The sequence below is a fragment of the Methylobacterium sp. J-070 genome (assembly GCF_022829385.1).
GTDB lineage: Bacteria > Pseudomonadota > Alphaproteobacteria > Rhizobiales > Beijerinckiaceae > Methylobacterium.
The window spans coordinates 35,099-57,866 of record NZ_JAKSXX010000274.1 but is presented as its reverse complement, the minus strand read 5'-3'; the positions used below and the strand labels follow the sequence as shown (position 1 = coordinate 57,866).

Genomic DNA, 22,768 nt, shown 5'->3' with positions numbered 1-22,768 from the left:
GCCGACAAGACCGACAGGAAGGGCGACTACTTCGCCCCGGGGATGGTCCGCACAACCTCCAGGCGACCGATGAGTTACGGGGGTCGCCAGGGCACCATGATCCGCGTCGTGGGCCGCAAGGGCGCCATCGTCGACGCCTTCCTGCCGGCCGACGCGTCGACCGTCACGGAATTGACGGCCCTCGGCCATCGGTGAACCGGCGGTTAGACGCAGAAGCCCTGCCCCTGGGCGAACAGGGGCAGGTCTCTCGCGATGTCCCGGGCGCCGACCCCCGGATGTTCGGGCCCGTGACCCGGCCGCGTGACGCTCGACGAGCCCAGGCCGCCGCGCCGCGCCATCGACGCGCCGCCGAGGCGCAGGTCACGGCAGATCCGGTCGCAGATCGAAACGGGCCGGCGTCGGCCGCCGGTCTCAGGCGGCCGCGCATGCCTCCACGAAGGACGGCTCGACCTCGGTCCGGTCGAACGGGAGGCCCCGAAGGTCGCCGAGGGTCGCGCGGCCCGCCGCCCGCTACATCGGCGGTGTGACGCCGTCCTTGCCCACGGCGGCCCGGACCGCCGTGAGCCTGTCGCCGTCACGCTCGGCGGTGACGAAGACCTTGGCGCCGGGGCGGAGGGCCGATTGATCGGCGGGCTCGTAGGCCACGATCGACGTCTGAGACGATACCGCCACCGTCGTCGACTGGCCGTCGCCGTAGGTGAGCGTGAGCGTCTGCGCGCCGCCGGCTGCGCTGCTGCTGGAGACCGTGCCGTTGGTCATCGCGCTCTTGACCCGGGGAGCCGGGGCGGTGGCGGCCTTCACGGTGCCGTTGGTCATCGCGCTCTTCACGCGGCCGCCGCCGGCAAGGGTGTCGGGGATCATGTCCCAGTCCCGGTGCCCTTCGCCGGTTCCGCGCATGGCCTCGGGGAAGATGTGCACCTCCAGGGCCTGCGGAGGATTGTCGCCCTTGGTGGCGGTCCCGACGAACGAGCCCTCCGTGATGGCGCTGAGGCTCGATCTGACCAGGGCGATGACCTTGGTGGTCTTGGTCAAGGCGAGGGTCGCGGTGGCGCCGTCGATCGTGCGGATGGTCATCGAGCCGGGCTCCACCGCCTCGACCGTGCCCCTGATGCGCTCGGGCGTCGGTGCGGCCAGAGCCGCGCCGGGCAGAGCCAGCAAACCGGCGACGGCCGGTACCATGAACAGCTTCACGCGATCCTCCGAACTTCCATCCGGGGAGATGTAGCGCAGCATCCGCCGGGTGCCGGTCCGGCGCCTTGCATCCGATGCGCATCTGTCGCGCGCGCTCGGCCCGCCATGCCTGCCCCGGATCGCCTCAATGGCGATGAGCCGCCGTCCTGCCGCCCGACGCTTCTGCGCAACCGGCTTGCGCTCCGGCCCGATCGGGGATGCCGGCGCCGACCGGGGCGCGCTGACGGCACGGACGGCGATCCCCCGAGGCGACCGGTCGCCGGGGCTTGGCGGGAGAACCCGGCCGCGCGGTCCCGGACACGCCTCGGACCCGGGCGCCGGCTGTTTCCGCGACGGGCGCCTCCGTCATCGGCGGATCGATGCAGAGAAGCCCTCCAGCACATCTGCGATCACGTCGGGCCGCACCCTGACCGCCCCCGCGAAGGGATGGTCGATGGCGGTGATGACGAGCAGCCCGGAGAAGATCAGGAAGGACAGGATCCCCGTCATCATCGCCTGCACGCGGAGATTTTCCGTGCCGAAAAAGAGCGTGAACCCGATCGTCAGGAACGCCCCGCTCGACAGGATCAGCCAGAGTACCTTGGGGACGACACCGGGAGCCAGGACGAGTCTCACCCGCCGTGCCTGGGTCACGAGATCGAGCTGGTGGAGGGCTTCGGCCAGCAGGGACGTTCCGCGGCCGTCCCCAGGGTTGAACGTCAAGAGCGCCGCGTAGGTGTCGGTCAGCGCTTGCGTCACGGCCGGGCTCGCCTTGCCGCGCTCCATCGCCGGCCATTCCTCGGCGATGGTGGCCCTCACATAGTGCGTGACACCGTTGCGGAGCGCGCCGCCGGGCTCGCCCCCGATCCCATCAGCCAAGCGATACAGGGTCGCCACGGCGCCGGCCTCCTGGGCGGTCGCGCTCTCCGCCTCGCTGAATTTTTCCCACGCGATGATCACCGCGAAGGCCAGCAATACGGCGTAGAGCACCCCGACCGTCGCAAACTTGAAGCCGGCAACCTCGTTGTTGAGGCGCAGTTGATCGAGACTGACGTACCGGCGGACAAGGATGGGCCCGACCATGGCGATGAGCGTCATCGCGCCGATCAGGATCAGGGCGGACAGCCACAGCGGCTGGGTGGCAAGCAGTGACAAGGCCATGTCCGCCACCCTGTTCAGTCCTCATCGGACTATGAGGAACGGCGCGGTGCGACGCAAACCGCCGGATAGTCTGGCCGCGGGTCCCCGGTCTGTCGCTTGCTGCCTCGTTGCCGCCCCAACACCATGGGTCGGTTCACGCCCTAGACTGCGACACCCCACGAAAGTTGTAGTCGGTCTGATGCTCGGTGCCGAAGGAGCAGCCGATCAAGGGATCGGCGGCTTTGGCCTTGGCACACAGTCTCTTCGGTATGGTAGTTGAGCATGACGTCGTCAGACCATTGCCGAGGGCCGGGCGGAGGGTCTGCCGCCACGAGCATCGACGCACGACGTGACCGAGCGCCCGCAGACAGGGATCGCGAGCGACCACTTTCTGGTCAAGCAGGCGATGCCACGGGTAGGCGGCTTCCGCTCCTTCAACACCGCCCGCCGCACGATCTGCGGCTTCGAGGCGATGCCGTGGCTGCGCAAGGGCTTCGGCCTTGCCGCCATGTGGACCGTCCGCGAGCAGAACCAGCTGCTCCCACACGGCTTCGGGCTCCCGGTCGCGAACAACGCCTGAAGATGACGCGGGAGGGGCTCATCTGCGGCTTGCAAACCCGTTTGCCACAAGCCCCTCATCTCTACGGTCCGAGGCTCCGTGCGGCGGTGTCGGCGATCTGCTGATCGTGAGCAGGTGTATCCGCTGAGATGCCGATCGCGCCGACCACGCGGCCGTCGATCACAATCGGCACGCCGCCCTGCATCTGCACGAAGCCGGGCGCGGTTACTTGGGCGGTCCGGCCGGCGTTAATCGAACTCTCCAGGGCTTGGGTTGGCTTTCGGAAGGCGGCGGCGGCCCGCGCTTTACCGGGTGCCAGCTCGACACTGGCAAGCATTGGCGCGCGGTCCATCCGCTCAAGGGCGATCAGCCAACCACCGTCGTCAACCACGGCCACGACCGCGGGTGCGTGGATCCGCTCAGCTTCAGCCTCCGCGGCCGCGACCAATCTCCGCGCTGCCTCAAGCGTCAGGACCTTCTTGTCGGCCAGCTGGGCATGTCCGGCCCCTGCCGTAACGAGCACTGACATACCAGACAGGAATGCGAGGACGAGACACTGCATGCTGACCTGCAGGACTTCAGTCGGATCGACGGTCGGCAGTGCTGCTCAGCTAAAACAGCAATGCGCGGCTCAATATAACAACCGTGCATATGGCGGCGAAGTTCAAGGTCGATCTCGTATCCAAAAGATCGTCTTTATTGAAAGCTTAAGTGTGAGCCGGATTAAAGATTATGAGCTTGGCATTATTGGGAACTTTCTTGGTCGCGGATCGCTTTTCCAAGGGGCGCATGACCACGCGCGCGTGCGCAGGCCGAGCCTCGTCGGAGAGGACGGATGCAGATGATCAAGCTCCTCCTCTGTGGCTTGCTCGGCGTCGGCGGCCTCGGCACAGCCCATGCGCGATGTGCTGAGGATCTGACACGCATCGCGCTCACAGCCGCGAGGATGAATCCTGACGTTCGGAACCGGGCAGCATCCTTGGCGAGCGAGGCCGAAGCCAAAGCGCGAGCGCACGACGCTGTCGGCTGCGAAGCATTGACCCGCCAGGCGCTGATACTCCTGAACTTGCCCGAACTTCCCGCGCTGCAGCTCTCGACACCCCGGGCCGACGCGCCGCCGGCCCAACCCAACCAGCCCTCACGGCCAGCTGCATCGCCACGTGTGACGTCGCCCGATCCGCGCGGGGGGAAGGCCGTCCGAGATACGAGCGCGCGCGCGCACGGGGGATCGGGGGACGCGAGGGCACACCAGCGCGCACGCCAGACCGCCGCGCCAGAGGCAGGGAGAGGCGAACGTTCGGCCGAGCAGGCGCCGTCGTATTCGGGACCGCGGTCCTCGCCGGCGGCCGGCACCGGCGGTGCTGCCGCAGCACCGGGCGCTGCGGGTGTGTCCTCCGGCTCGAAGGCGCGTCCGGGTGAAGGCGCCTCCGGCCCGACCGCTGGCTCGGGCCGCCCGGCTGGGGCAGACACGTCCACTGTGGCCGGCAAGGACCGGAAGACCGATGGCGAGGGGGGAGGACGGCCGTGACGCGCGATCCCGACCATCCCGCGGGACGCGCCTCACGCCGCGGATTTCTGATCGGTGGGGCAGCCAGTGCGCTGGCTCTCGATGCGGGAACGGTCGAGGCGCAGCAGGCGACGTCGGTCGCCCCGCAGCGGCCGGACGCCGTCGTCCCGCCGGGTTGCCCTCCGCAGCCGGGGCAAGTCCCGACACGCGGCCCGCAGGGCTACCGCTTCCTGACAAATCCAGAGGTCGAGACCCTGACGGCCATGGCGGACCGTCTAATCCCGGCCGATGATCTTGGCCCCGGCGCCGTCGAGGCCGGTGTGGTGACGTTCATCGACCGTGAGCTCGGCGGACAGTTCGGCGCAGCAGCGCGATGGTACATGGCCGGCCCCTGGGCCGAGGGCGCCCCTTCACAAGGATGGCAGCTCGCTCTGACGCCGGCTCAAATCTACCGCATCGGCTTCCTGGCTCTCGACCGGTGGTGCCTCGGCGTGAACGGCAAGCGGTTCGTTGACCTTGGCCCTGCCGATCAGGACGCGGTGCTCACGCTCCTGGAGCAGGGCAAGATCGACCTGGACGGCGTCTCCTCGGCAGCCTTCTTCCAATTGGTTTGGCAGAACGTGGTCGAAGGTTATCTCGCCGACCCGGTCTACGACGGCAACCGCGGCATGGCGGGGTGGCGGCTGCTCAACTTCCCGGGCACCAACCCCGCTCTGACCGAGGCCGTCGCCCTGAACGGTGAGGTCTACCGGATCGACCCCGTCTCCATCGGTGCCTGACGACTCGGGAGGGTCGCATGCCGCGCCACATGCCGCACGTCGATGTCGTCATAGTCGGGATGGGCTGGACGGGCGCGATTGCCGCGCGAGAACTGGCCGACACCGGCTTGCGGATCGTGGGACTCGAACGCGGGCCTTATCGCGACACGATCCCGAACTTCGCCGTCCCGAACACGATGGACGAGCTGCGCTGGAGCGTGCGTGGCGAGATGTTCCAGAATCTGTCCCGCGAGACGGTGACGTTCCGCAATCACCTCAAGCAGACGGCCCTTCCGATGCGCCGCCTTGGCGCCTTCCTGCCAGGTGAAGGCCTCGGGGGAGCCGGGGTGCACTGGAATGGGCAGCACTGGCGCTTCCTTCCGACCGATTTCCAGATGCGAAGCCACAACGAGGCCCGCTACGGGAAGAAGGCGATCGACCCGGAGCTCACCATCCAGGATTGGGGTGTCACGTACGACGAGCTCGAACCGTACTACGATAAATTCGAATACGTCTGTGGCACATCAGGCCAAGCCGGAAACCTGAAGGGTGCGATCCGGGAGGGCGGCAACCCCTTCGAGGGCCCGCGCAGCCGGGAGTATCCCTGCCCACCGCTCAAGCAGAGCTACGGGCCTCGGCAGTTCGCCGAGACAGCACGCGGCATGGGCTACAAGCCGTTCCCGCAGCCCGCCTCGAATATGAGCCAGGATTCCTACACCAATCCCGACGGCGTGCAGATGGGGCCGTGCACCTATTGCGGCTTCTGCGAGCGGTTCGGGTGCTACAACTGGTCGAAGGCCAGCCCCTTCAATACGGTTCTGCCGATCGCTCTGAAGAACCCGAATTTCGAGTTGCGCTGCGACAGTCATGTGACCCGCGTCGAACTCACCCCGGACAGGAAGTCGGCCCGCGGCGTCACGTACGTGGATGCCGCGGGGCAGGCGCTGTTCCAGCCGGCCGACCTCGTCCTGCTCTGCGCCTTCCAGTTTCACAACGTGCGGTTGATGCTCGCCTCAGGGATCGGCCCGGGCTACGACCCACGGACCGCCAAAGGCACGGTCGGCAAGAACTTCACCTACCAGACGATAGCCTACACCTATCCGTTCTTCGCGAATAAACGGATGAACGGCTATGCGGGAGCCGGCGCCATGGGAATGACGTTGGACGAGTTCAACGGCGACAACTTCGATCACGGCCCCCACGGCTTCATCGGCGGCGGTTACATCCTCGCACAGACCACCGGTGCGCGCCCGATCCAGCAAAGCACGCTTCCTGACGGCTCGCCGAGCTGGGGATCCGGCTGGAAGCGAGCCCTGCACGATTGGTACGACCGGTCCTTCACGATCCAGGCCCATGGCGGCAGCACCGCGCATCGCGCGAACTACATCGACCTCGACCCGACCTATCGAGATGCTTTCGGCGTTCCACTGGCCCGCATCACGTTCGATTTCCCGCAGAACGACCTCAAGATGCGGCAGTTCCTGGTCGACAAGAGTGTTGAGATCGCCAAGGCGATGCGGCCTGATCACCTCAAGGTTTCTCTGCCCCCCGTCCCATTCAGCATTGTGCCCTATCAGACCACGCACATCGTCGGAGGGGCGATCATGGGCGTGGACCGCAACACCTCGGCGGTAACGACCCACCTGCAAAGCTGGGATGTGCCGAACGTCTTCGTGCACGGAGCCAGCGCCTTTCCGCAGAATGCGGGGTACAACCCCACGAACACGCTGGCAGCCCTGAGCTACCGCTCGATTGAGGCAATCAAGTCTAAGTATCTACAAAATCCGGGCACGCTCATTTGACGCTGGGTCTATGAATCGATCGATCCCGGCAGCGATGGAGCCGCGCGATCTGGAAGGAGCACAGCGAGCACCGGTCGGACCGGCCGGCCGACGGATCCGCGACAACGTCTTTCCGATCCCGGTGCGGATGGCGCCAATCCGTTGGAGGGGCGCCGTCGGCCTGAGCGAAGACCCTGTCGCGAGTGATGTCCTTCGTACGTTTCTGGGCAACGAACATGCCGAGTGAACAATATCGCTCCTCGCCCGTCCCGATTGTTCTGGTCCTGACGGAGCAGCCAGAGTCCGACGCTCGCGATCTGAGGGAAAACCCGGATCTGACCTGTGGCGAGGCGTGTTTGCGGAGGGTTCGGTTACACATTCAGGGACGCACAGGCGTGTCGCCATGCTTTGCCGCACGCGAATTCCGGCACGCCACGTCCATAGACCGCGTCCCGCGAAAGACTTGAGGTCACACGTTCAGGAGGTACCCCATGGACGCCAACAGACGCGTGTTTCTCGGAGCCGCAGCCCTCGGCGTTGGCGGGATGATGGCGGACCAAGCGCGGGCGCTGGAGCACGACCACGGCGACCCAGGTCAGGGCGGCTTCGGCCGCGACGTGCAGCAGCTCCCGTCGGGAGCCCAGGTCGCCTACCATGATCCGAAGGATGTCGGCGCGATGCCCGATTTCCGCTTCTCCCTCGACGGCAGCGTCCCGAAGATCACGTCGGGGGGCTGGGCCAAGGAAGCCACCGTCCACCAGTTCCCCATCAGCAAGGGTATCGCGGGCGTGCACATGTTCCTCGATCCCGGCGCCTCGCGCGAGCTGCACTGGCACGCCATCGCAGCCGAATGGGCTTACGTGATCGACGGCCGATGTCAGACCGTCGTGCTGGACCCCTCGGGGGCGAGCGAGATCAACAACTACGAACCGGGCGATCTCTGGTTCTTCCCGAGGGGGCACGGCCATTCGATCCAGACGATCGGCGACAAGCCGTGCCATTTCATCCTGTCGTTCGACAACGGCGCCTTCTCCGAGCACGGCACCTTTTCGATCACCGACTGGATCGACGTCACGCCGAAGGACATGCTGGCCCAGAATTTCGGCCTCCCGAAGGAGGCGTTCGACGCCTTCCCGAAGGGCGAGACCTACATCCAGGCCGGCCCAGCCATCCCGCTCTCCCAGGCGCTCGACGCGCCGTGGCCGAAGGACTCCACCCACAAGTTCCGGCTCCTCAAGGATCCGCGGGCGGTGCGGGAATTCGAGGGCGGCACGTTCCGGCTCGCGACGGTGGATGAGTGGCCGGTGTCCAAGTCTATGTCGGGCGGCGTCATGACCATCCGGCCCGGCCGGATGCGCAAGTTGCACTGGAACGTAAACGCCAACGAGTGGCACTTCTACCTGAAGGGGAAGGGACAGGTGCCGCTGTTCGGATCGGGGGGCCGGGGCAAGGTCGCCGACTTCAGCCCGGGTGACGTGGCCTACATCCCGATGGGCTTCGGCCACGCGATCAAGAACGTCGGTGACGGGGATCTGGAGATCGTCCAGACCTGGGACAACGGCAAGTTCGAGGAGATCGACCTCGACGCCTGGATCAAGGCCAGCCCGAACTATCTGGTGGCGAACAACTTCGCCGGGGTGCCATCCGAGACGATCGCCAAGCTGAAGCAGAGCTGAGGCTTAGGCCTGCTTGTCCTCGGCGAAAGGCGCGGGTTCGACCCGGAGCTGCGTTGGAGAGGCCCGTGCCACTGCGGGCCTCGCCTCCAACGGGATGTTCGCCTGCGTTCTGCCCGCTGCAGCTTGCGCACAGGCGGCCGGCAATCCTGCGCATCCCCGACCCGGATCGATCGTTTCCCGGCGGCGCGGGCTTGGCCGCCCGTGGACCTTGGTCTCACCGCGTCGCTGGATCTTGCGCCCGATCGCATGCACCTACGGATCGGCGATCAGGTCCTTGATCCGGGAGGCCAGCGCTTCCATCACGAAGGGCTTGGTCAGGACGGCCATGCCGGGTTCGAGGTGTCCGTTCCCGACGATGGCGTTCTCGGCATAGCCGGTGATGAACATCACCTTCAGCCCCGGTCGGACCACACGGCCGGCATCGGCCATCTGGCGCCCATTCATGCCGCCGGGGAGCCCGACGTCCGTGACCAGCAGGTCGATGCGCACGTCCGAGCGGAGCACCTTCAGGCCGGTTGCCCCGTCGGCCGCCTCGATGGCGGTGTAGCCGAGATCCTCCAGGACCTCCGTCACCAGCATGCGTACGGTGGGCTCGTCGTCGACGATGAGCACGGTCTGCCCCTGCTCGGCACGCGGTGCCCCCGACAGGTCGGGCACCGCGTCGGCCTTCTCCGCCGGACCGTAATGCCTCGGCAGGTAGAGGCACATCGTGGTGCCGTCGCCGACCTCCGAGTAGATCCGGACCTGTCCGCCCGACTGGCGGACGAACCCGTAGATCATCGACAGGCCGAGGCCGGTGCCCTGACCGATCGGCTTGGTCGTGAAGAACGGCTCGAACGCCTTGGCGATGACATCCGGAGGCATGCCCGTGCCGGTATCCGTCACGCACAGCGAGAGGTACTGGCCGGGTTCGAGGTCCCGTTCTTTGGCGGCACGGTCGTCGAGCCACTTGTTGGCGGTCTCGATGGTGATGCGACCGCCGTTCGGCATCGCGTCGCGCGCGTTGATGCAGAGGTTCAGCAGCGCGTTCTCAAGCTGGCTCGGATCGACCAGGGCCGACCAAAGGCCCGACGCCCCGACCACCTCCAGCGTGATCTCGGGCCCGATGGTGCGTCGGATGAGTTCCTCCATGCCGGCGATGAGGCGGTTCACGTCGGTCGGCTTCGGGTCGAGGGTCTGGCGGCGTGAAAACGCGAGCAGGCGATGGGTGAGCGCGGCCGCCCGCTTCGAGGCGCCCTGGGCGGCGTTGATGTAGCGGTCGAGCTCCGTGAGCCGGCCCTGGCTCATCCGGGTCTGGAGCAGTTCGAGGCTGCCGGAGATGCCGGTGAGCAGGTTGTTGAAGTCGTGCGCCAAGCCACCGGTGAGCTGGCCGACGGCCTCCATCTTCTGCGACTGCCGCAAGGCTTCCTCGGCGATCATCAGCTCCGCCGAGCGCTCCGTGACCCGCTGCTCCAGGGTCTGGGTGAGTGCCCGGAGATCCGCGTTCGCCCGGTCGCGCTCCGCCTCCACCGCGCGTCGCTCGTCCACATCGAGGAGAACCCCGGGGAACCGCAGCGGCGTCCCGTCCGGTGCGTAATCGACGCGGCCGTTGGCCTCGATCCAGTGGTAGCTCCCGTCGTCGCGCCGCACGCGGTACTGGTGCGCGTAGGCTCCGCCCTGCGCGACCACCGTCTCGATGGCCTTGATCAGCCCGGGCTTGTCGTCGGGATGGACCGTCTCGACCACCTGTTGCAGGCTGAAGCCCTCGCGGCCCAGGGCGGGGTCGAGGCCGAAGTTGCGGGCGAAACCCTCGTCGACGGTGAATCGATTGGTCGGCAACTCCCAGACCCAGGTGCCGATGATCGCACCGGCCGCGAGAGCGAGATGGACGCGCTCGACGTTCTCCCGCGCGATCGCCTCGCTCTCCCGCAGGCGCCGCTCGGCGAGCACGCGTTCGGTGGTTTCGACCACGATGGCGACGACGCCGGCCGGCCGTCCGGCGTCGTCCAGCACCGGCGAGTAATCGAGGTTCATCCAGACCCGCTCCGGTGCGCCGAAGCGGTCGAGGGTGAGTTCCTGGTCCTTGTAGGCCAGCGTGCCACCCGCCAGCCCGACCCGCATGACGTTGTCGTTGAAGTCGGCGATCTCCGACCACCCCTCGCGGACCTTCGAGCCGAGCAGGCGCGGATGACGGCCGCCTGCGAAAACCGAATAGGCATCGTTGTAGATCATGATGCCGTCCTCGCCCCACAGGAGGACGATGGGCACCGGCGAGTGCAGCACGATCCCGACGGCGGTGCGGAGGCTCTGCGGCCAGGTCTCGATGGCCCCCAGGGACGTGGCCGCCCAGTCGAGGGTCCGCACCAGGTTTCCCACGTCGCCACCACCCGCTCCGAACGGGTAGGCGGAGGCACTGATCGGCACGGTACTGACGGTCACTCCGACGCCTCTCGCAGTTGCGCGGAGGGCTCTCCGACAGGAGCGTGGTCCGCGATCGGCACGCGACGTCGACGAGCCCGGCCGGGAGACCCGCGCGCCTCCAGACCTGGTCGCACACGGGGCGGCCCCGACCGGCAGCATGCCCGAGGGCGGATATGCTCTTTCCCACCCCTCGCAATCAATCGCAATCCAGGGGTTCGAAGCCATGCCGCGGCTGCACGCGCGCAGCGGCCTCTCAGGGGCGGGGACCGTGCGCGAGCAGAACCGGGTGCTGGCGCGCGGCGTCCAATGCCCAGCCGGGACCGACGCAGGGAGGCGGAACCGCGATCGCCCGCCTGCGGCCCGCGCGCCGGTTCGCGACACGCCCGCGCCGACGGCGGTCGTGATGGGGCGGGTAGTCGTACCGCGGCGCGTGCGCGGCACCGCCGTCGCCGCGGGAGGCGTGGCGCTGACCGGCCTCGCAGGGATGCACCGGCCGGCGCGCCGCTCTTGCGGCGGGCCTCTATGCCGCCAGCGGACGATCGGCGGTGGTAGTGGCCGCCGTCGCCGTCGGGGTGGCGCTCGGCTCCGCAGTGGCGCTGCTCGTTTGCGAGGGGTCCGGCCCGCTGGAATTCGTCGCGGGCGGCGCGCCGTGATGGCCGCCGTGATGGTGATGAACGGGCGCCGGTTGGGAGGAGCTGCTCGGGTCCGAACCGGTCCCCGACGAGGATGAGGCGGTTGATCCGTTCGAGGTGGCGGTCGACTGGAGCTGCAGCAGGGAGGACAGCATGTCGCTCGACAAGGTGGACGTTGGGGCGACGCCCGTCGAAGCGGCCGGGCTCATCGCGCTCGAGCTCGATGTCGTGGAAGAAGTCTGCCCCGATGTATCCGCCGAGACGGCATCGACGAACTGGGTCGCCGCCGAGGTCGCGGCCTGCCGCGTCGCGCCGATGAGGTTTTGTTGCTGGTTTGTAGACGATATCGAGCTGATCGACATGGTTTGCCCTCGCGTCACCCCTCGAAGGGCGAGCAGAGCACGATGTCTTCGAATTTTCCTTTAATGAGACCCGAGCATATCAGAGCCGACAAGCGGGCAGATTTTGCCTTCTGGCGGGGATGGTGCTGACGATTGCGCCGAGAAACGATTGGATACTTCATTTCTCGGCCTGAAATACTCAGGTGCGCGGCCTTCGGACGCCGCTCGACGTGCAGGCGCTGGACGCCGACTTCCTGGTCTTCTCCGGCCACAAGGTCTTCGGGCCGACGGGGATCGGAGCCCCCTACGGCAAGACCGCCCTGCTGGAGGCGATGCCCCCCTGGCAGGGCGGCGGCCACATGATCGAGGACGTCACCTTCGCCAAGACGGTCTACAAGGGCGCGCCGGAGAAGTTCGAGGCGGGCACGCCGGACATCGCCGGGGCGGTCGGCCTCGGCGCGGCCCTCGACTACCTGCAAGGCATCGGCCTGCCGGCCATCGCCGCCTACGAGCACGACCTGCTGCACTACGCGCAAGCCGGCCTCGCCGAGGTGAAGGGTCTGCGCCTGATCGGCACGGCGCACGAGAAGGCGAGCGTGATGTCCTTCACGGTCGAGGGGCAGGAGGACGAGGCGGTCGCCCACCACCTCGACGCCCACGGCATCGCCGTGCGCTCGGGCCACCACTGCGCCCTCCCGGCCCTGCGCCGTTTCGGTGTCGACCAGGCGGTGCGGGCCTCGCTCGCGTTCTACAACACCCGCGACGACGTGGATGTGTTCCTCCGGGCGTTGCACACCCTGCCGCGGCACCGAACGACACGCGCCGGCCCGCAAGAGCCGGCGCGAGACTGTACACGACGCGCGACGTGCCGAGGCTCGTGCGGACGGCTGCCAAGCCGGAGCGCTCCCTGTACGGGCCGACTGATGCGCCGAGGTGGCGTCGGCCCCATGGGCCGCTGGCATGAGATCCTCACGAACGGAGGATGGCCGGCTCCTCAGGAGCGAGGATGAAACAGACGTCCGGGCCGGCACGGAAGCCGGCGGCGACCGTGATCAAGGACATCCGTCGGACCCCGCGCCGGCGGGTCCCGTCCGCGGAGACGATCCGCATCGTGCAGGAGCGCCTGTGCGGCGAGGACAGCATCGCCGAGCTGTCCGGCGCGAGGGCATCGCCTACGGTCGGCCCAAGGACGCCCGGGCGCCCGCAAATCACGGCTGGCCGTTCACCCGGCGCGAGCTGCCATGGCTGATGAGGTCTGGCCTGCGGGCGGCCTCCCGCTCACGCGCCCTCAGGTGCCCTTGAAGCATGCACGGGGGTGTTTTTGCCCCAGCCGGCACGCGTCGCCCCCCAAGGCCGACAATCCCGCTGCGCGCACCATCGAGCGAGGTTCAGCGACATCAATGGCTTAGCGGAGACTCTGCCGACAACCGTCCCGCGCACGCCCATGACCGGAAGGGCCCGCTCCGCCCTGTCGCGGCCCGGCGCCTTCGGCTAAGCTGTCGGCATGATTCGATGCGCCGGATCCCGTCCGTTCCGCCGGCTCGCGGCCGGCCTCGTGCTCGGGGCCGGCTGCCTGCCGGCAGGGCCCGTCGCCGCCCAGGCCCTCCTGTGGCCGTCGATCGGCTTCGCCCCCCTGCCGTCCTTCGCGTGGCCCGAGCGGATCGAGGACGCGGCCGGTCGCTGGACCGGCTCCTATGCCCGCCTGTCGACCGGCTACGCGGTGACGAGTTCGCGCCACGTCGGCAGCTATTCCGGCCCCACCATCGGCTTCGAGGCCGGCCGGATGTGGCAGGAGGGCCCGATCCTCTACGGGATCAGCGGCAGCTTCGATTCTCTCGCCGGGCTCGGTGGCACCCTGACGCCCGGCTACGGGCGGCTCGCCTACGGCCGCGACTTCGCCGGCGCCCTCGAGGTGAAGGTCGGGACGCTGCTGTCGCCGGACGTCCTGGTCTACGCCAAGACCGGGGCGGTGGCCCTGCACGAGACCCTGCGCGTCGGGCCGACGCCGGGCTCCCTGCCGTTCAGCCGCCAGGACATCGCGGTCCGGCCGGTGGCGGGCGTCGGGGTCGAGTGGGCGGTCACGGATCGGCTGTCGCTGGCGGTGGAGGCGGGGGTGGTCGGCGGCGGGATCCGCTGAGGGGCCGGGGGCCGGCCTCCCCGTGGGCGGAAACGCCTCTAACCCGTCCGGGGCGGCGGGGGCGCCGCCCTGCCGTCGCCGTCTCGGGGGGCGGGAGCCGCCGCCGCGACGAGCCGGGCGACATCGTGCCACCCGTAGGCGACCTCCGTCAGACGCCCGTGCCCGCGTACCGCCTCGGGCCCGTTGATCAGGGTGCCGCCGAGACCTTCGAGGAAGCGCCGGCCCGGCACGTTCGTGCGCAGCACCCAGGCACCGACGGCGCGATGCCCGACCTGCTCGAGACCCGCGGCCGTCGCGGCGACGAGCGCCCGGCCCGCGCCGCGCCGCTGGGCGGCCCGCACGACGTAGGGCCCCCGGATCTCGCCGTCGAAGCCCGCCGCCAGCGTGTCCGAGCGCTGGGCGTTGCCCACGCCGAACCCGGCCAGCCGTCCCTCGACCTCGACCAGGTAGACCGCCTCGTGGGGGCCCGGCGCGGGTTTGCTGAGAACCTGCGCCCACCACGCCTGCCGCACCTCGACCGTGAGGGCGGCGATCATCTCGTCCGGCAGGAGGCCGGCATAGGCCTCGTGCCATGCGGTCACGTGGATCGCCGCGATCGCGGCCGCGTCCTCCGGCTCCGCGGGCCTCACGGCCACGGTCCCTGCCTTGCGGATGCTGGTCACGGCCATAGGCAAAGGTCCGATCGCCAGGCCTCGCGCCCCCGCTATTTCGGCACGAACGCCCAGTAGTCGAGATCGAGGATCACCGCCGGATCGTAGCCCTCCCCGGCGCGGTCCGGGAAGGCGCCGCAGGGCTGGTTCTTGGTGGCGACCGTGCGCAGGCGCAGCAGCCCGACATCGTCCCGGCCGACATCGGCCGATTCCAGCACCTCGCTCCAGGCATAGACCGTGTCGCCGGCAAACAGCGGCGCGACGTGGCGGCCGGCATTGATGCCGGCGAGCGCGAAGGCGTTGGCGAGGCCGTTGAAGCTGAGCGCCCGGGCGAGCGAGATCACGTGCCCGCCATAGATCAGCCGGCGGCCGAACCGGGTGTCCTTGGCGGCCAGGCCGTCGAAATGGACCTTGGCGGTGTTCTGGAACAGGCGCGTGGCGATCTGGTGCTCGGCCTCCTCGACGGTCATGCCGTCGACGTGGTCGATCCGCTCGCCCACCGCGTAGTCGGCGAAGCGGTGCGGGCTGCCGGCGAGCTCCGAATCGTAGGCGGCGGCCGAGAGCCGCGGCAGGGCGCCCGCGAGATCGCGCGGATCGACCACCTTGGCGAGGGCCGGCACGTGCTCCTCGGCGATCGCGGCCTGCGGGTCGCGCTTGCGCACCAGCACCCAGCGGCAATAGCTCAGCACGGTCGCGCCGGCCTCGTCGGAGCCCACCGAACGCACGTAGACCACGCCGGTCTGGCGGTTCGAACTCTCCTTGAGGCCGATCACCTCGGAGACGGTCGACAGGGTCTCGCCCGGATAGACCGGACGCCGGAACCCGCCCTCGGCGTAGCCCAGATTGGCCAGCGCGTTGAGGGACACGTCCGGCACGGTCTTGCCGAACACCATGTGGAAGGTCAGCAGGTCGTCGAGCGGGCTCTTCGGATAGCCGAAGGCGCGCGCGAAGGCGTCCGACGATTGCACGGCGAAGCGGGGCCCGTAGAGCCCCGTGTAGAGCGCCGCGTCGCCCGCCGTGACCGTGCGCGGGGTGGCATGGCGGATGGTCTCGCCGAGGCGGAAATCCTCGAAGAAACGGCCGGGATTGGTCTTCACGGGCAGGCGTCCCCTTCCGACGGATCCCGCTGGCCGGGATCGGTCGCTCAGATCAGGAAGTGCACAAGATCGACGGTGATGAGCCTCTGCACAAACAGCAGCAGCAGGATCAAGATGATGGGGGAGATGTCCACACCGCCGAGATTGGGCAGGAGATTCCGGATCGGGCGCAGGGCGGGTTCGGTCAGGCGGTAGAGAACCTCGCCGATCTGCGCGACGACGGGGTTGCGCACGTTCACGACGTTGAAGGCGACGAGCCAGCTCAAGACGGCGCTCGCGATCAGCACGTAGATGAAAAGCTGGATGACGGTGTTGATGAGCCAGAGCAAGGCGTACATACGCGGCGTCGAATCCTCAGGTCTGCGCGGTGCCGATGCCCGTCGCGGGGCGGCGCATGAAAGACGGGCGACAGGAATTGACAGGCTGAGCCGCCCGCGCCTACAAGGCCGGCGCCTCGACGGGGCTGTAGCTCAGATGGGAGAGCGCCGCAATCGCACTGCGGAGGTCAGGGGTTCGATTCCCCTCAGCTCCACCAGGTTCCTCTCCGCAGGAATTCTGTGTGGTTCGTCAGAGACTTAGCTTGGATACGCCCCCGAGTAAGTCCCCGTAAGTCCCTGGGGACCAACGGCGTAAGCCCCTGGAATTTTCAGCGTCAGGTAACCCGGCGCCGCCCGTGAATGACGTCATCGCCGTCCCGTGACGAAGGCCGGGCGAACGTTCGAGTTTCGCCGCCACGCGTCGAGGAACCGCCCGAGATGCGGTCGCGTCGGACGCTCGCGCGATAGGTAATCCATGAGGCCGGCGACCGCGCGGTCATGCGCGTCCGCGTCGGTGCGGCCCGCCAAGTAGGCGTGGCGCAGGTAGACGAGGAAAGTATTCAGCGTGTCCGTCTCGCAGTACGCCCGGACGCGTCCGAGCTGGCCGGCGGCGACGAGCTCGGCGACGTTCGCCCCGTGCTCGCCGAGCTTGCCCGGCAGCCCCAGCATTGCGGCCGCCTCCTCGAGGGTGAGGCGGCTGCACGCCCCGTAGCCGGAGACCGCGTCCATCACGTCGGCGTGCCAGTCGCCGGAGAAGCGCGATTCGTATCCGGACCAGCGGGTGCCGCCACGGTACCAGGTCGCCGCGGCGATGCCGTGCACCATCGAGCGCTGGAGCATCACCGGCATGTCGAAGGCGCGACCGTTCCAGGTGACGCATCGGAACCGGCGGGAGGCGAAGTGGCGCCAGAACCCGTTCAGAAGGCGTGCCTCGTCCCAGTCGTCCTCGCCGCCGCTGCGGCAGGCCGTAACGCGGTACTCCTCCAGGCCGGTGTCGGGGTCTCGCAGGATGTCCGCCTGCACGAAGCTGACCGCCACCACCTTGTGCCAGGCGGCTTTGGCGAACTTGTCGCGGGGCCAGTCCGCCTCCGGCGGCATCAGCGTCTCGTCCGGCACGGTCTCGATGTCGACCGCCAGGACCGCATCCTGGCCCGGCGCCGGTTCCGGGTACCCGTGGGACGCGGTGCGCCTGGCGCCCTTCCCCACCATCGGGCGACGGGAAACGGCAGATGCGCCTGGCGGCGGCAGGAGTGGCAGGACGGGCTGGGTCTGTTGCATGCGTCGGCTCTCCGAAGTCAGACGAGAATGGTCCGAAAGGGCTCGAAGCCCGAGGTCGGGTCCCCGCGGTTCCGAGGATTGCTGACCACGCGGGTGCGCCCGATGCGCCTGTCGAGGACCGCCGGCACGTTGCCGTGGACCCAGACCGCCGGGGCGCCCCACGCCTGCATCACCGCGTCGAGATCCGAGGCGTGCCAGTTGACCCGCCACGGATCGAGGAGGGGCTCCGCCAAATCCGGCGGCAGACACGACCGCGACGGCGGATACGCCGTCGCGACAACGACCCGGTCGCCGGTGAGGATGCTCGGGATCACCGAAGCGGCCACGCTGCCGTAGCCTCCCGAACCGACGACGACGGCGGAGAGCGCGTCCTCGATGTACGCACGCGACCGATGATGGGCACCCGCGGCGTCGTGCGGGAGGAAGGGAATGCCGGGCGCGCTGCTCGCGAGGTCCTTGATCGACCAGCGATGGCGCGCGTGGGCGCGGGCCTCCCTACTGTTCGCCGTCCCGTCGACGGCGAAATCCGGCCACAGCGTCGCGCCAAGGATATGGACGCCGCTCGTCTCCGGATCCCCGAGGCGAATGGACGTGTCGTGCAGCAGCGTGATGCCGAGTTCCCGGGCGAGCGGGACGGCTCGCGCGAGCGCCTCGCCGACCGGAACGCCGTCGCAGAACTCGACCGGCCCCGGCACCAGGATGACGGGGCGGTCGTCCCGGCGGCCGTCGAGCGCGCGGGCCAGCCAGAGCACCGCGTCGCAGAGACCCGGGCAGATCCCGCCGGCGACGACGGCGGCGTCGAAACGGGGCGGTGCGGCGTCCAGTTCGAAGGGGTTGAGGTCGACCCGCAGATCCGACAGGACCCAGAGCCGCAGCGGCATGGGCTGCGTGGGGTGCCGAGTTTCGAGGCGGACGGCTTCATCCGGAGTGGCCTCGGCGGCCGGAAGCGGAAAGGCCTGCCGCGTCGGAAAGACATGCCGTGTCATGCCGCGCCCCCGGACCGGGCGGCGACGGACGGCGGCACGGCGTTCATGATCGCGCGCAGGGCGTCACCGGATAGGACGCGCTCCGCGAGCAGCCGCTCCGCCACGGTCTCGACGAGGGTTCGGTGCGCCTCGATGAGACGCAGCGCCTCGCCGTTCAGTCGCGCGAGATCGACCTCCACCGCGGCCAGCAGGACGGGGTCGAGGGCGAGACGACTCGTCACCTCGTGGATCGGGCCGCGGTAGGCCACTGCCTCGCCGAGCCCGTATGTGCCGTGGCACCCGGCGACCAGGGCCGTGGCCCGCGCGAGGTCGGATTGGGCATCGCCGCCCGCCCCGGCGCTCGGCTCGCCGATGAGGACGGTCTCCGCCGCGCGGCCACACAGAAGCGCCACGACGAGGTTCTCGATCTCCGTCCGGGTCGGCGAGGTCCCGAGCCGGTTGTTGATGCTCGTGGCGCCCGACGAGTCGGGTCGCGGGACGAGATCGACCTGCTTGACGTACGCGGCGCCGCGGAGCTCGAACCCGATGGCGTGCCCCGCCTCGTGGACCGCCCTGAGGCGGCGCTCGGCCGTCGTCGAGCGGTCGGGCGGGGCGATCCGGTACGCGAGATCGGCGACCTGCATCGGGCGTCCGGCGGCCCGCGCCGCGGCCCGCGCCTGCGAGATCCATCCGACGACCTGGGCGCCGGTTCCGCCAAGCGCCAATTCGCCGACCGGGGTCAGGTCCTGACCGGGAAGCTCGCCGTCGTCGAGGTGCTGGCGCATGATGGCCGCCAGTTCGGGTGCGGAAGGAGGATGGATGCGGATCACGCGTCCCAGCCGCCCCGGCCTGACGAGCGCGGGATCGAGCCGCTCGGAGAAGTTGGTGGCGGCGATCACGCACACCTCCGGGCTGCCGGGTGCGTTCAGGCCATCGATACCGAGCAGCACGCTCGTGCACACGGGGGTCCAAAAATCCCTTCCGCGGTCGGTGAGCGATTCCCTGCTCGGAAGCGCATCCGCCTCGTCGAGGAATAAAATACTAGGTGCGGCTGCGCATGCGCTCGCGTAAGTGGTCTCCCAGGCGCGCAGGACGCCCCCGAGATAGCCGTCCGACGCGCTGAACCAGGATCCGACGGAGGTCTGGACGAGCCGCAGGTCCGCCGCCTTCGCGAGCGCCCGCACGAAGGTGGACTTGCCCAAACCCGGCGCGGATCCCAGGGCCAGGTGTCGCTCGATCCGCTGGAACGCGGGTGCGCCGGTCTCCCTCCACGTTTCCAGTTCGCGCAGGAAGCGCGAACCCCACGCGTGCGCCTCCCCGAAGCCCGTCAGGGTGGCGAACGCGGGCGCCTCGGCGACGGACGGGTCGACGGTCGCCTTGGCCCGCACGGCAGCGGCGAGGCGCCCGAGGCACTCCCGCGCGGTCCGGCCGCGGAGTGCGGCGGCGACCTCGAAGTAGTCCAGACCTCGCGCTGCGCCGGGCGGGACGATGCGAGGGCATCTGCCGGTGGCGGCGCGGACGGCGCGCGCGACGACCGTGTCCGTCGCACCGACCAGCCGCACGCGTAGATCCGCCGCGCCGACGAGGGCGGAGGGCAGGTACCGGTCGGGCGCTTGCGAAACGCCGAGCACGCGACCGCCCTGGGAGAGCCTCTCGGCGACCGTCTCGTTGCCGAGGTCGGGCCTGAGCCCGCCGCGTGGCGAGCCGGCCCGGGCCACGACGTGGGACCATTCGGTCAGCCGACGACAGGCGTCGCATACGGGCTCGACCCAGGCCTCCGACGGGACCTGGATCACTAGGGCGAAGTAGGTGTCCCGGGCGATGCGGCGGCGCTCGGCGACCGACAGGGCCTCCTCCAAGGCGAACGCCGCCAAGGTCTCGGTGGACGGTCGGCGAACGTCGTAGCCGGACTCGCCGGTCTCAAGATCGAGGAAATCGTCCCTTAGGAAGGCGAGTGACGACATGGGGATCCTGTCGGTGGATGGACGTCGGGCGTGGGCGAAGGGTCGGGGAAGGGCCGACGGGCGGGGCTACGACGGCACCTCGACGACGAGGGCCGGGTCGAAACGACCGTTCTCCCGGTCGTAGCCGCGCGGGTTGCACAGTATGCGGGTCGCGCCGACGCGGTGGTCGGTGCAGGCATGGACGTGGCCGTGAATCCAGAGGTCCGGCCGCCCGGCGTCGATGAGCCCGGCGAGGTCGGACGCGAACGCCGGGTTCAACGCGCTGCCGACGAAGCGCGGGTCGAGCGATCCTCGGCTCGGGGGCGTGGTGCGTCACGACGACGTGGGGGCGGACGCGGCGCTCCGGCGGGTCCGCGACCCCGAGCGCGAGATCGAGGTGCCGCCGGGTGATCCAGTGCAGGGTGGCCGCGTCCTCGGGACCGAACGGGACGCGTGCGGGACGGTTCGAGATGGCGATGCGGCGGTGGTCGTTGAGGCCGATCCGGGCGGCCAGCATCGCGCCGGGCCGACGCCCGGCGCCGTCGAGGGCGTAGTCGGTCCAGAGCGTCCCGCCGGAGAACGTCGCGGCGGCCAGCTCGACCGTATCGTCATCGAGCAGCGTCACGCCGAACTGCCCGGCGGCCGACCGTCCTCGCGCGCGCTCGTCCTCGATGGAGCTGCCATAGAACTCGTGGTTGCCCGGGACGACGACGACGGGCATCGCCGGCCGGACAGTCCGGCCCAGCCACGCGATCGTCTCGACCAGCCCGCTCCCGACGTCGCCCGCAACGACCGCCACGTCGGCATCGGGGATGCGGGCCGGGTTCCAGGGCGATCGCGAGACGTCGCGGTGCAGGTCGCTGAGGATCCAGATCTTCATCGCGTCGGGCTCCCGGGCGTGGACGGGCGGTACGGGGATCGGGGTCACCGCCGCGGCGGCCGGGGCCGGGTCGGTCGGCGGCGTCCCGCACCTCCCGGCCGCGCGCGCAGCGGCGGCAGGGCGGCGAGCACGTGGGCGAGGACGGCCTCGGCCGCGGGATCGCCCAGCCAGGCGGGCACGAGCACGGACGAGAGCGCGAGATCGACGACGGCGGCGGAAGGCTTGAGCCCCCGCGTCAGGTCGAGCGTCACCGCGATCGCGGCCGCGGCGTCGCCGCGGCGGGCCGCCGGCCAGGCCCGATGGTGGACGAGTACGGCGCCCGAGAGAGCGCGCCGGACCTCCGCGAGCGAGACGGCCGCGATGTCGTGCAGGCGCACGGTCCGCCACAGGGTCAGCGGGTCGTGCTGCCGCGACGGATGGGCCGCCGTCCCCGCGGTCGGGTCGTCACGGTCGCTGCTGCGCATGATGCCTCCAAGCCTCTTCGGTCGGGCCGTCCCGTCACCTCGCGGCATCCCGGGTTCGCCGAACGCGTCCGCCTCGGTCAGTGGAACGCCGACCCGGCACCCTTCCGAGCCGGCTCGCCCAGGGCGAACCAGCGCGACAGCGAGCGGGCCCAGGTCTTGCCGTCGGTGGCGTAGAGGTCGCTCGTCGAGATGCGTCGACCGTTCGCGAAATTTGGATGCCCGTAGACCTCGCCGGTAAGGACGCGGACCTGCCGGGTCGCCACCGACCAACGCTCCAACCGGGGTGCGGCCTCGAGGTCCTCCAGGGTCGGGCTGACGCGGTCCTGGATGCCGTTGAGCGCGTCCGCGAGGTCGAGCAGGCGCTCGCCCGCCTCCCGCGTGTCGGGGGCCGTCGCCCTCTCGGCGTCCTCACCCAACGCTTTCGCGTAGGCGGCCAGGTCGACCGTAGCGGCGCTCCCGAGCGCGCCCGCGACCCTCAACACCGCGAGGAGCGCGAGCGAGATCGTCAGGCTCCGCGCGGTGCGGTCGCCCTCCAGGATGCGTTCGGCCTCGCCGCGGCTGAGGGCCGGCACCGTCATGGGCAGCGTGCGCACGCGCTCCGGTCGCGGCGCGAGGTCCGCGTGCCTGCGCATCGCCCGCGCGAAGGCGTCGGCCGCGGAAACCCCGCCGCTGCGCCCGCACCCGAGAAGCCACGGCACGCCCATCGCGGGACCGTCGTGCGCCGCCGGGCTTGCGGTGGCGATGGCCACCGCGGCGAGGTACTCGTGCAGCGGCGTCGCCCCGACGGGCATGACGGGCGCGTCGACCCGCTCCCGCAGCGAGGGGTATCCCAGGGCGAGCCCAGGCAGGTCGAGGACCAAGTCGTCCTCGGCGGCCGCGGCCTGCCCGAGAACGAGTTCGGCCAGCGAGCCCTCGTCCCGGGCCTCGAGTTCCAGGACGCTCAACCCGCTCTCCGTGATCCGCCGTCGCGGCAGCGGCGGTTCGCCGGGAAGCGTGATCCGCAGCAGCGTTACGGGCTCCCCGACGATGCCGTAGCCGTCGGCCATGAGGAGTGCGGCGTACGTGGCCTGGAT

Annotated in this window: 21 protein-coding genes, 1 tRNA gene and 4 pseudogenes; 11 read left to right on the top strand and 15 right to left on the bottom strand. The window is 69.7% G+C overall.

The annotated features are described in order from the left end of the window. Window positions 1-195 (top strand): hypothetical protein (locus tag MKL01_RS31215; RefSeq protein ID WP_243909057.1); only part of this gene is annotated, 195 nt, incomplete at its 5' end. An 8-nt stretch (window positions 196-203) separates the two neighbouring features. Here MKL01_RS31215 and MKL01_RS35870 read toward each other — a convergent pair. From MKL01_RS35870 to MKL01_RS31205, 3 genes are all read right to left on the bottom strand, one after another. Continuing rightward, on the bottom strand, window positions 204-338 hold the full coding sequence (locus MKL01_RS35870) for a hypothetical protein (protein WP_279605002.1): 135 nt from the start codon (window positions 336-338) through the stop codon (window positions 204-206). A gap of 172 nt (window positions 339-510) precedes the next feature. Next, the gene (locus MKL01_RS31210) at window positions 511-1,179 is read right to left on the bottom strand and encodes a metal ABC transporter permease (protein ID WP_243909059.1); all 669 of its coding nucleotides are present in this window, start codon (window positions 1,177-1,179) and stop codon (window positions 511-513) included. Window positions 1,180-1,536: 357 nt separating this feature from the next. Continuing rightward, window positions 1,537-2,331, bottom strand: a complete 795-nt coding sequence (locus MKL01_RS31205) for a DUF4239 domain-containing protein (protein ID WP_243909056.1) — start codon at window positions 2,329-2,331, stop codon at window positions 1,537-1,539. Between the two features lie 277 nt (window positions 2,332-2,608). Between MKL01_RS31205 and MKL01_RS31200 the strand changes: the two are divergent. Then, window positions 2,609-2,890 (top strand): annotated as a pseudogene (locus MKL01_RS31200) (DDE-type integrase/transposase/recombinase); the annotation flags it as partial. 61 nt (window positions 2,891-2,951) lie between these two features. Here the strand turns inward: MKL01_RS31200 and MKL01_RS31195 are convergent. Next, the gene (locus MKL01_RS31195) at window positions 2,952-3,431 is read right to left on the bottom strand and encodes a GlcG/HbpS family heme-binding protein (RefSeq protein ID WP_243909055.1); all 480 of its coding nucleotides are present in this window, start codon (window positions 3,429-3,431) and stop codon (window positions 2,952-2,954) included. Here MKL01_RS31195 and MKL01_RS31190 point away from each other — a divergent pair. The 4 genes from MKL01_RS31190 (at window position 3,430) to MKL01_RS31175 (ending at window position 8,591) form a co-directional block, all read left to right on the top strand. Further along, window positions 3,430-3,714 carry a hypothetical protein gene (locus MKL01_RS31190; RefSeq protein WP_243909054.1) on the top strand — a complete coding sequence of 95 codons (285 nt, stop codon included), beginning with the start codon at window positions 3,430-3,432 and terminating at the stop codon, window positions 3,712-3,714. The two genes, MKL01_RS31195 and MKL01_RS31190, sit on opposite strands and share 2 nt — an antisense overlap. Window positions 3,715-4,393: 679 nt before the next feature. Beyond that, window positions 4,394-5,155, top strand: coding sequence for a gluconate 2-dehydrogenase subunit 3 family protein (locus tag MKL01_RS31185; RefSeq protein ID WP_243909053.1), 762 nt, complete (start codon window positions 4,394-4,396; stop codon window positions 5,153-5,155). Window positions 5,156-5,172: 17 nt separating this feature from the next. Continuing rightward, window positions 5,173-6,936, top strand: a complete 1,764-nt coding sequence (locus MKL01_RS31180; protein ID WP_243909052.1) for a GMC family oxidoreductase — start codon at window positions 5,173-5,175, stop codon at window positions 6,934-6,936. A gap of 470 nt (window positions 6,937-7,406) precedes the next feature. After that, on the top strand, window positions 7,407-8,591 hold the full coding sequence (locus MKL01_RS31175) for a cupin domain-containing protein (protein WP_243909051.1): 1,185 nt from the start codon (window positions 7,407-7,409) through the stop codon (window positions 8,589-8,591). Between the two features lie 252 nt (window positions 8,592-8,843). Here the strand turns inward: MKL01_RS31175 and MKL01_RS31170 are convergent, their stop codons facing one another. Then, window positions 8,844-11,009: an ATP-binding protein gene (locus MKL01_RS31170; protein WP_243909050.1), complete on the bottom strand. Its 2,166-nt coding sequence runs from the start codon at window positions 11,007-11,009 to the stop codon at window positions 8,844-8,846. A 767-nt stretch (window positions 11,010-11,776) separates the two neighbouring features. Here MKL01_RS31170 and MKL01_RS31160 point away from each other — a divergent pair. The 4 genes and pseudogenes from MKL01_RS31160 (at window position 11,777) to MKL01_RS31145 (ending at window position 14,101) form a co-directional block, all read left to right on the top strand. Beyond that, window positions 11,777-12,049 carry a hypothetical protein gene (locus tag MKL01_RS31160; RefSeq protein ID WP_243909049.1) on the top strand — a complete coding sequence of 91 codons (273 nt, stop codon included), beginning with the start codon at window positions 11,777-11,779 and terminating at the stop codon, window positions 12,047-12,049. Between the two features lie 136 nt (window positions 12,050-12,185). Then, a pseudogene (locus MKL01_RS31155) lies at window positions 12,186-12,773 on the top strand (aminotransferase class V-fold PLP-dependent enzyme); the annotation flags it as partial. A 197-nt stretch (window positions 12,774-12,970) separates the two neighbouring features. After that, window positions 12,971-13,220, top strand: a pseudogene (locus tag MKL01_RS31150) (IS3 family transposase); the annotation flags it as partial. A gap of 248 nt (window positions 13,221-13,468) precedes the next feature. Further along, the gene (locus tag MKL01_RS31145) at window positions 13,469-14,101 is read left to right on the top strand and encodes an outer membrane protein (protein ID WP_243909048.1); all 633 of its coding nucleotides are present in this window, start codon (window positions 13,469-13,471) and stop codon (window positions 14,099-14,101) included. A 38-nt stretch (window positions 14,102-14,139) separates the two neighbouring features. On the opposite strand, the gene MKL01_RS31140 is transcribed toward MKL01_RS31145, so the two are convergent. Genes MKL01_RS31140 through MKL01_RS31130 form a run of 3 tightly spaced genes read right to left on the bottom strand, consistent with a single transcriptional unit; the run spans window position 14,140 to window position 16,186 of the window. Beyond that, complete coding sequence (locus MKL01_RS31140; protein ID WP_243909047.1) at window positions 14,140-14,769, bottom strand: GNAT family N-acetyltransferase; 630 nt, start codon at window positions 14,767-14,769, stop codon at window positions 14,140-14,142. Between the two features lie 35 nt (window positions 14,770-14,804). Beyond that, the gene (locus MKL01_RS31135; protein ID WP_243909046.1) at window positions 14,805-15,848 is read right to left on the bottom strand and encodes a MaoC family dehydratase; all 1,044 of its coding nucleotides are present in this window, start codon (window positions 15,846-15,848) and stop codon (window positions 14,805-14,807) included. 47 nt (window positions 15,849-15,895) lie between these two features. Continuing rightward, complete coding sequence (locus MKL01_RS31130) at window positions 15,896-16,186, bottom strand: YggT family protein (RefSeq protein ID WP_243909045.1); 291 nt, start codon at window positions 16,184-16,186, stop codon at window positions 15,896-15,898. A 121-nt stretch (window positions 16,187-16,307) separates the two neighbouring features. On the opposite strand from MKL01_RS31130, the gene MKL01_RS31125 reads away from it, so the two are divergent. Further along, a tRNA-Ala gene (locus MKL01_RS31125) sits at window positions 16,308-16,383 on the top strand. 148 nt (window positions 16,384-16,531) lie between these two features. Here MKL01_RS31125 and MKL01_RS31120 read toward each other — a convergent pair. The 7 genes and pseudogenes from MKL01_RS31120 to MKL01_RS31090 all read right to left on the bottom strand — a co-directional run bounded on the left by MKL01_RS31120 (window position 16,532) and on the right by MKL01_RS31090 (window position 22,741). Then, window positions 16,532-17,443, bottom strand: coding sequence for a 3'-5' exonuclease (locus MKL01_RS31120; protein ID WP_243909044.1), 912 nt, complete (start codon window positions 17,441-17,443; stop codon window positions 16,532-16,534). A 17-nt stretch (window positions 17,444-17,460) separates the two neighbouring features. Then, complete coding sequence (locus MKL01_RS31115; protein WP_243909043.1) at window positions 17,461-18,429, bottom strand: hypothetical protein; 969 nt, start codon at window positions 18,427-18,429, stop codon at window positions 17,461-17,463. Continuing rightward, window positions 18,426-20,372 (bottom strand): AAA family ATPase, encoded by a 1,947-nt coding sequence (locus MKL01_RS31110; RefSeq protein ID WP_243909042.1) that lies wholly within the window; start codon window positions 20,370-20,372, stop codon window positions 18,426-18,428. The genes MKL01_RS31115 and MKL01_RS31110 overlap by 4 nt, the downstream gene beginning before the upstream one ends. Window positions 20,373-20,438: 66 nt before the next feature. Beyond that, on the bottom strand, window positions 20,439-20,630 hold the full coding sequence (locus tag MKL01_RS31105; protein WP_243909061.1) for a hypothetical protein: 192 nt from the start codon (window positions 20,628-20,630) through the stop codon (window positions 20,439-20,441). Between the two features lie 94 nt (window positions 20,631-20,724). After that, window positions 20,725-21,231: pseudogene (locus tag MKL01_RS31100) on the bottom strand (metallophosphoesterase); the annotation flags it as partial. Window positions 21,232-21,275: 44 nt separating this feature from the next. After that, window positions 21,276-21,695, bottom strand: coding sequence for a hypothetical protein (locus MKL01_RS31095; protein WP_243909041.1), 420 nt, complete (start codon window positions 21,693-21,695; stop codon window positions 21,276-21,278). Between the two features lie 77 nt (window positions 21,696-21,772). Beyond that, window positions 21,773-22,741 (bottom strand): hypothetical protein, encoded by a 969-nt coding sequence (locus MKL01_RS31090; RefSeq protein WP_243909040.1) that lies wholly within the window; start codon window positions 22,739-22,741, stop codon window positions 21,773-21,775. Window positions 22,742-22,768 lie beyond the last annotated feature (27 nt).

Bases quoted from the DNA above. Each gene is read 5' to 3' on its own strand.
- MKL01_RS35870 (WP_279605002.1), bottom strand. From the start codon at position 338: ATGGCGCGGCGCGGCGGCCTGGGCTCGTCGAGCGTCACGCGGCCGGGT.
- MKL01_RS31210 (WP_243909059.1), bottom strand. From the start codon at position 1,179: ATGGTACCGGCCGTCGCCGGTTTGCTGGCTCTGCCCGGCGCGGCTCTG.
- MKL01_RS31205 (WP_243909056.1), bottom strand. From the start codon at position 2,331: ATGGCCTTGTCACTGCTTGCCACCCAGCCGCTGTGGCTGTCCGCCCTG.
- MKL01_RS31190 (WP_243909054.1), top strand. From the start codon at position 3,430: ATGCTGACCTGCAGGACTTCAGTCGGATCGACGGTCGGCAGTGCTGCT.
- MKL01_RS31195 (WP_243909055.1), bottom strand. From the start codon at position 3,431: ATGCAGTGTCTCGTCCTCGCATTCCTGTCTGGTATGTCAGTGCTCGTT.
- MKL01_RS31180 (WP_243909052.1), top strand. From the start codon at position 5,173: ATGCCGCGCCACATGCCGCACGTCGATGTCGTCATAGTCGGGATGGGC.
- MKL01_RS31175 (WP_243909051.1), top strand. From the start codon at position 7,407: ATGGACGCCAACAGACGCGTGTTTCTCGGAGCCGCAGCCCTCGGCGTT.
- MKL01_RS31160 (WP_243909049.1), top strand. From the start codon at position 11,777: ATGTCGCTCGACAAGGTGGACGTTGGGGCGACGCCCGTCGAAGCGGCC.
- MKL01_RS31145 (WP_243909048.1), top strand. From the start codon at position 13,469: ATGATTCGATGCGCCGGATCCCGTCCGTTCCGCCGGCTCGCGGCCGGC.
- MKL01_RS31140 (WP_243909047.1), bottom strand. From the start codon at position 14,769: ATGGCCGTGACCAGCATCCGCAAGGCAGGGACCGTGGCCGTGAGGCCC.
- MKL01_RS31130 (WP_243909045.1), bottom strand. From the start codon at position 16,186: ATGTACGCCTTGCTCTGGCTCATCAACACCGTCATCCAGCTTTTCATC.
- MKL01_RS31120 (WP_243909044.1), bottom strand. From the start codon at position 17,443: ATGCAACAGACCCAGCCCGTCCTGCCACTCCTGCCGCCGCCAGGCGCA.
- MKL01_RS31115 (WP_243909043.1), bottom strand. From the start codon at position 18,429: ATGACACGGCATGTCTTTCCGACGCGGCAGGCCTTTCCGCTTCCGGCC.
- MKL01_RS31110 (WP_243909042.1), bottom strand. From the start codon at position 20,372: ATGTCGTCACTCGCCTTCCTAAGGGACGATTTCCTCGATCTTGAGACC.
- MKL01_RS31095 (WP_243909041.1), bottom strand. From the start codon at position 21,695: ATGCGCAGCAGCGACCGTGACGACCCGACCGCGGGGACGGCGGCCCAT.
- MKL01_RS31090 (WP_243909040.1), bottom strand. From the start codon at position 22,741: ATGGCCGACGGCTACGGCATCGTCGGGGAGCCCGTAACGCTGCTGCGG.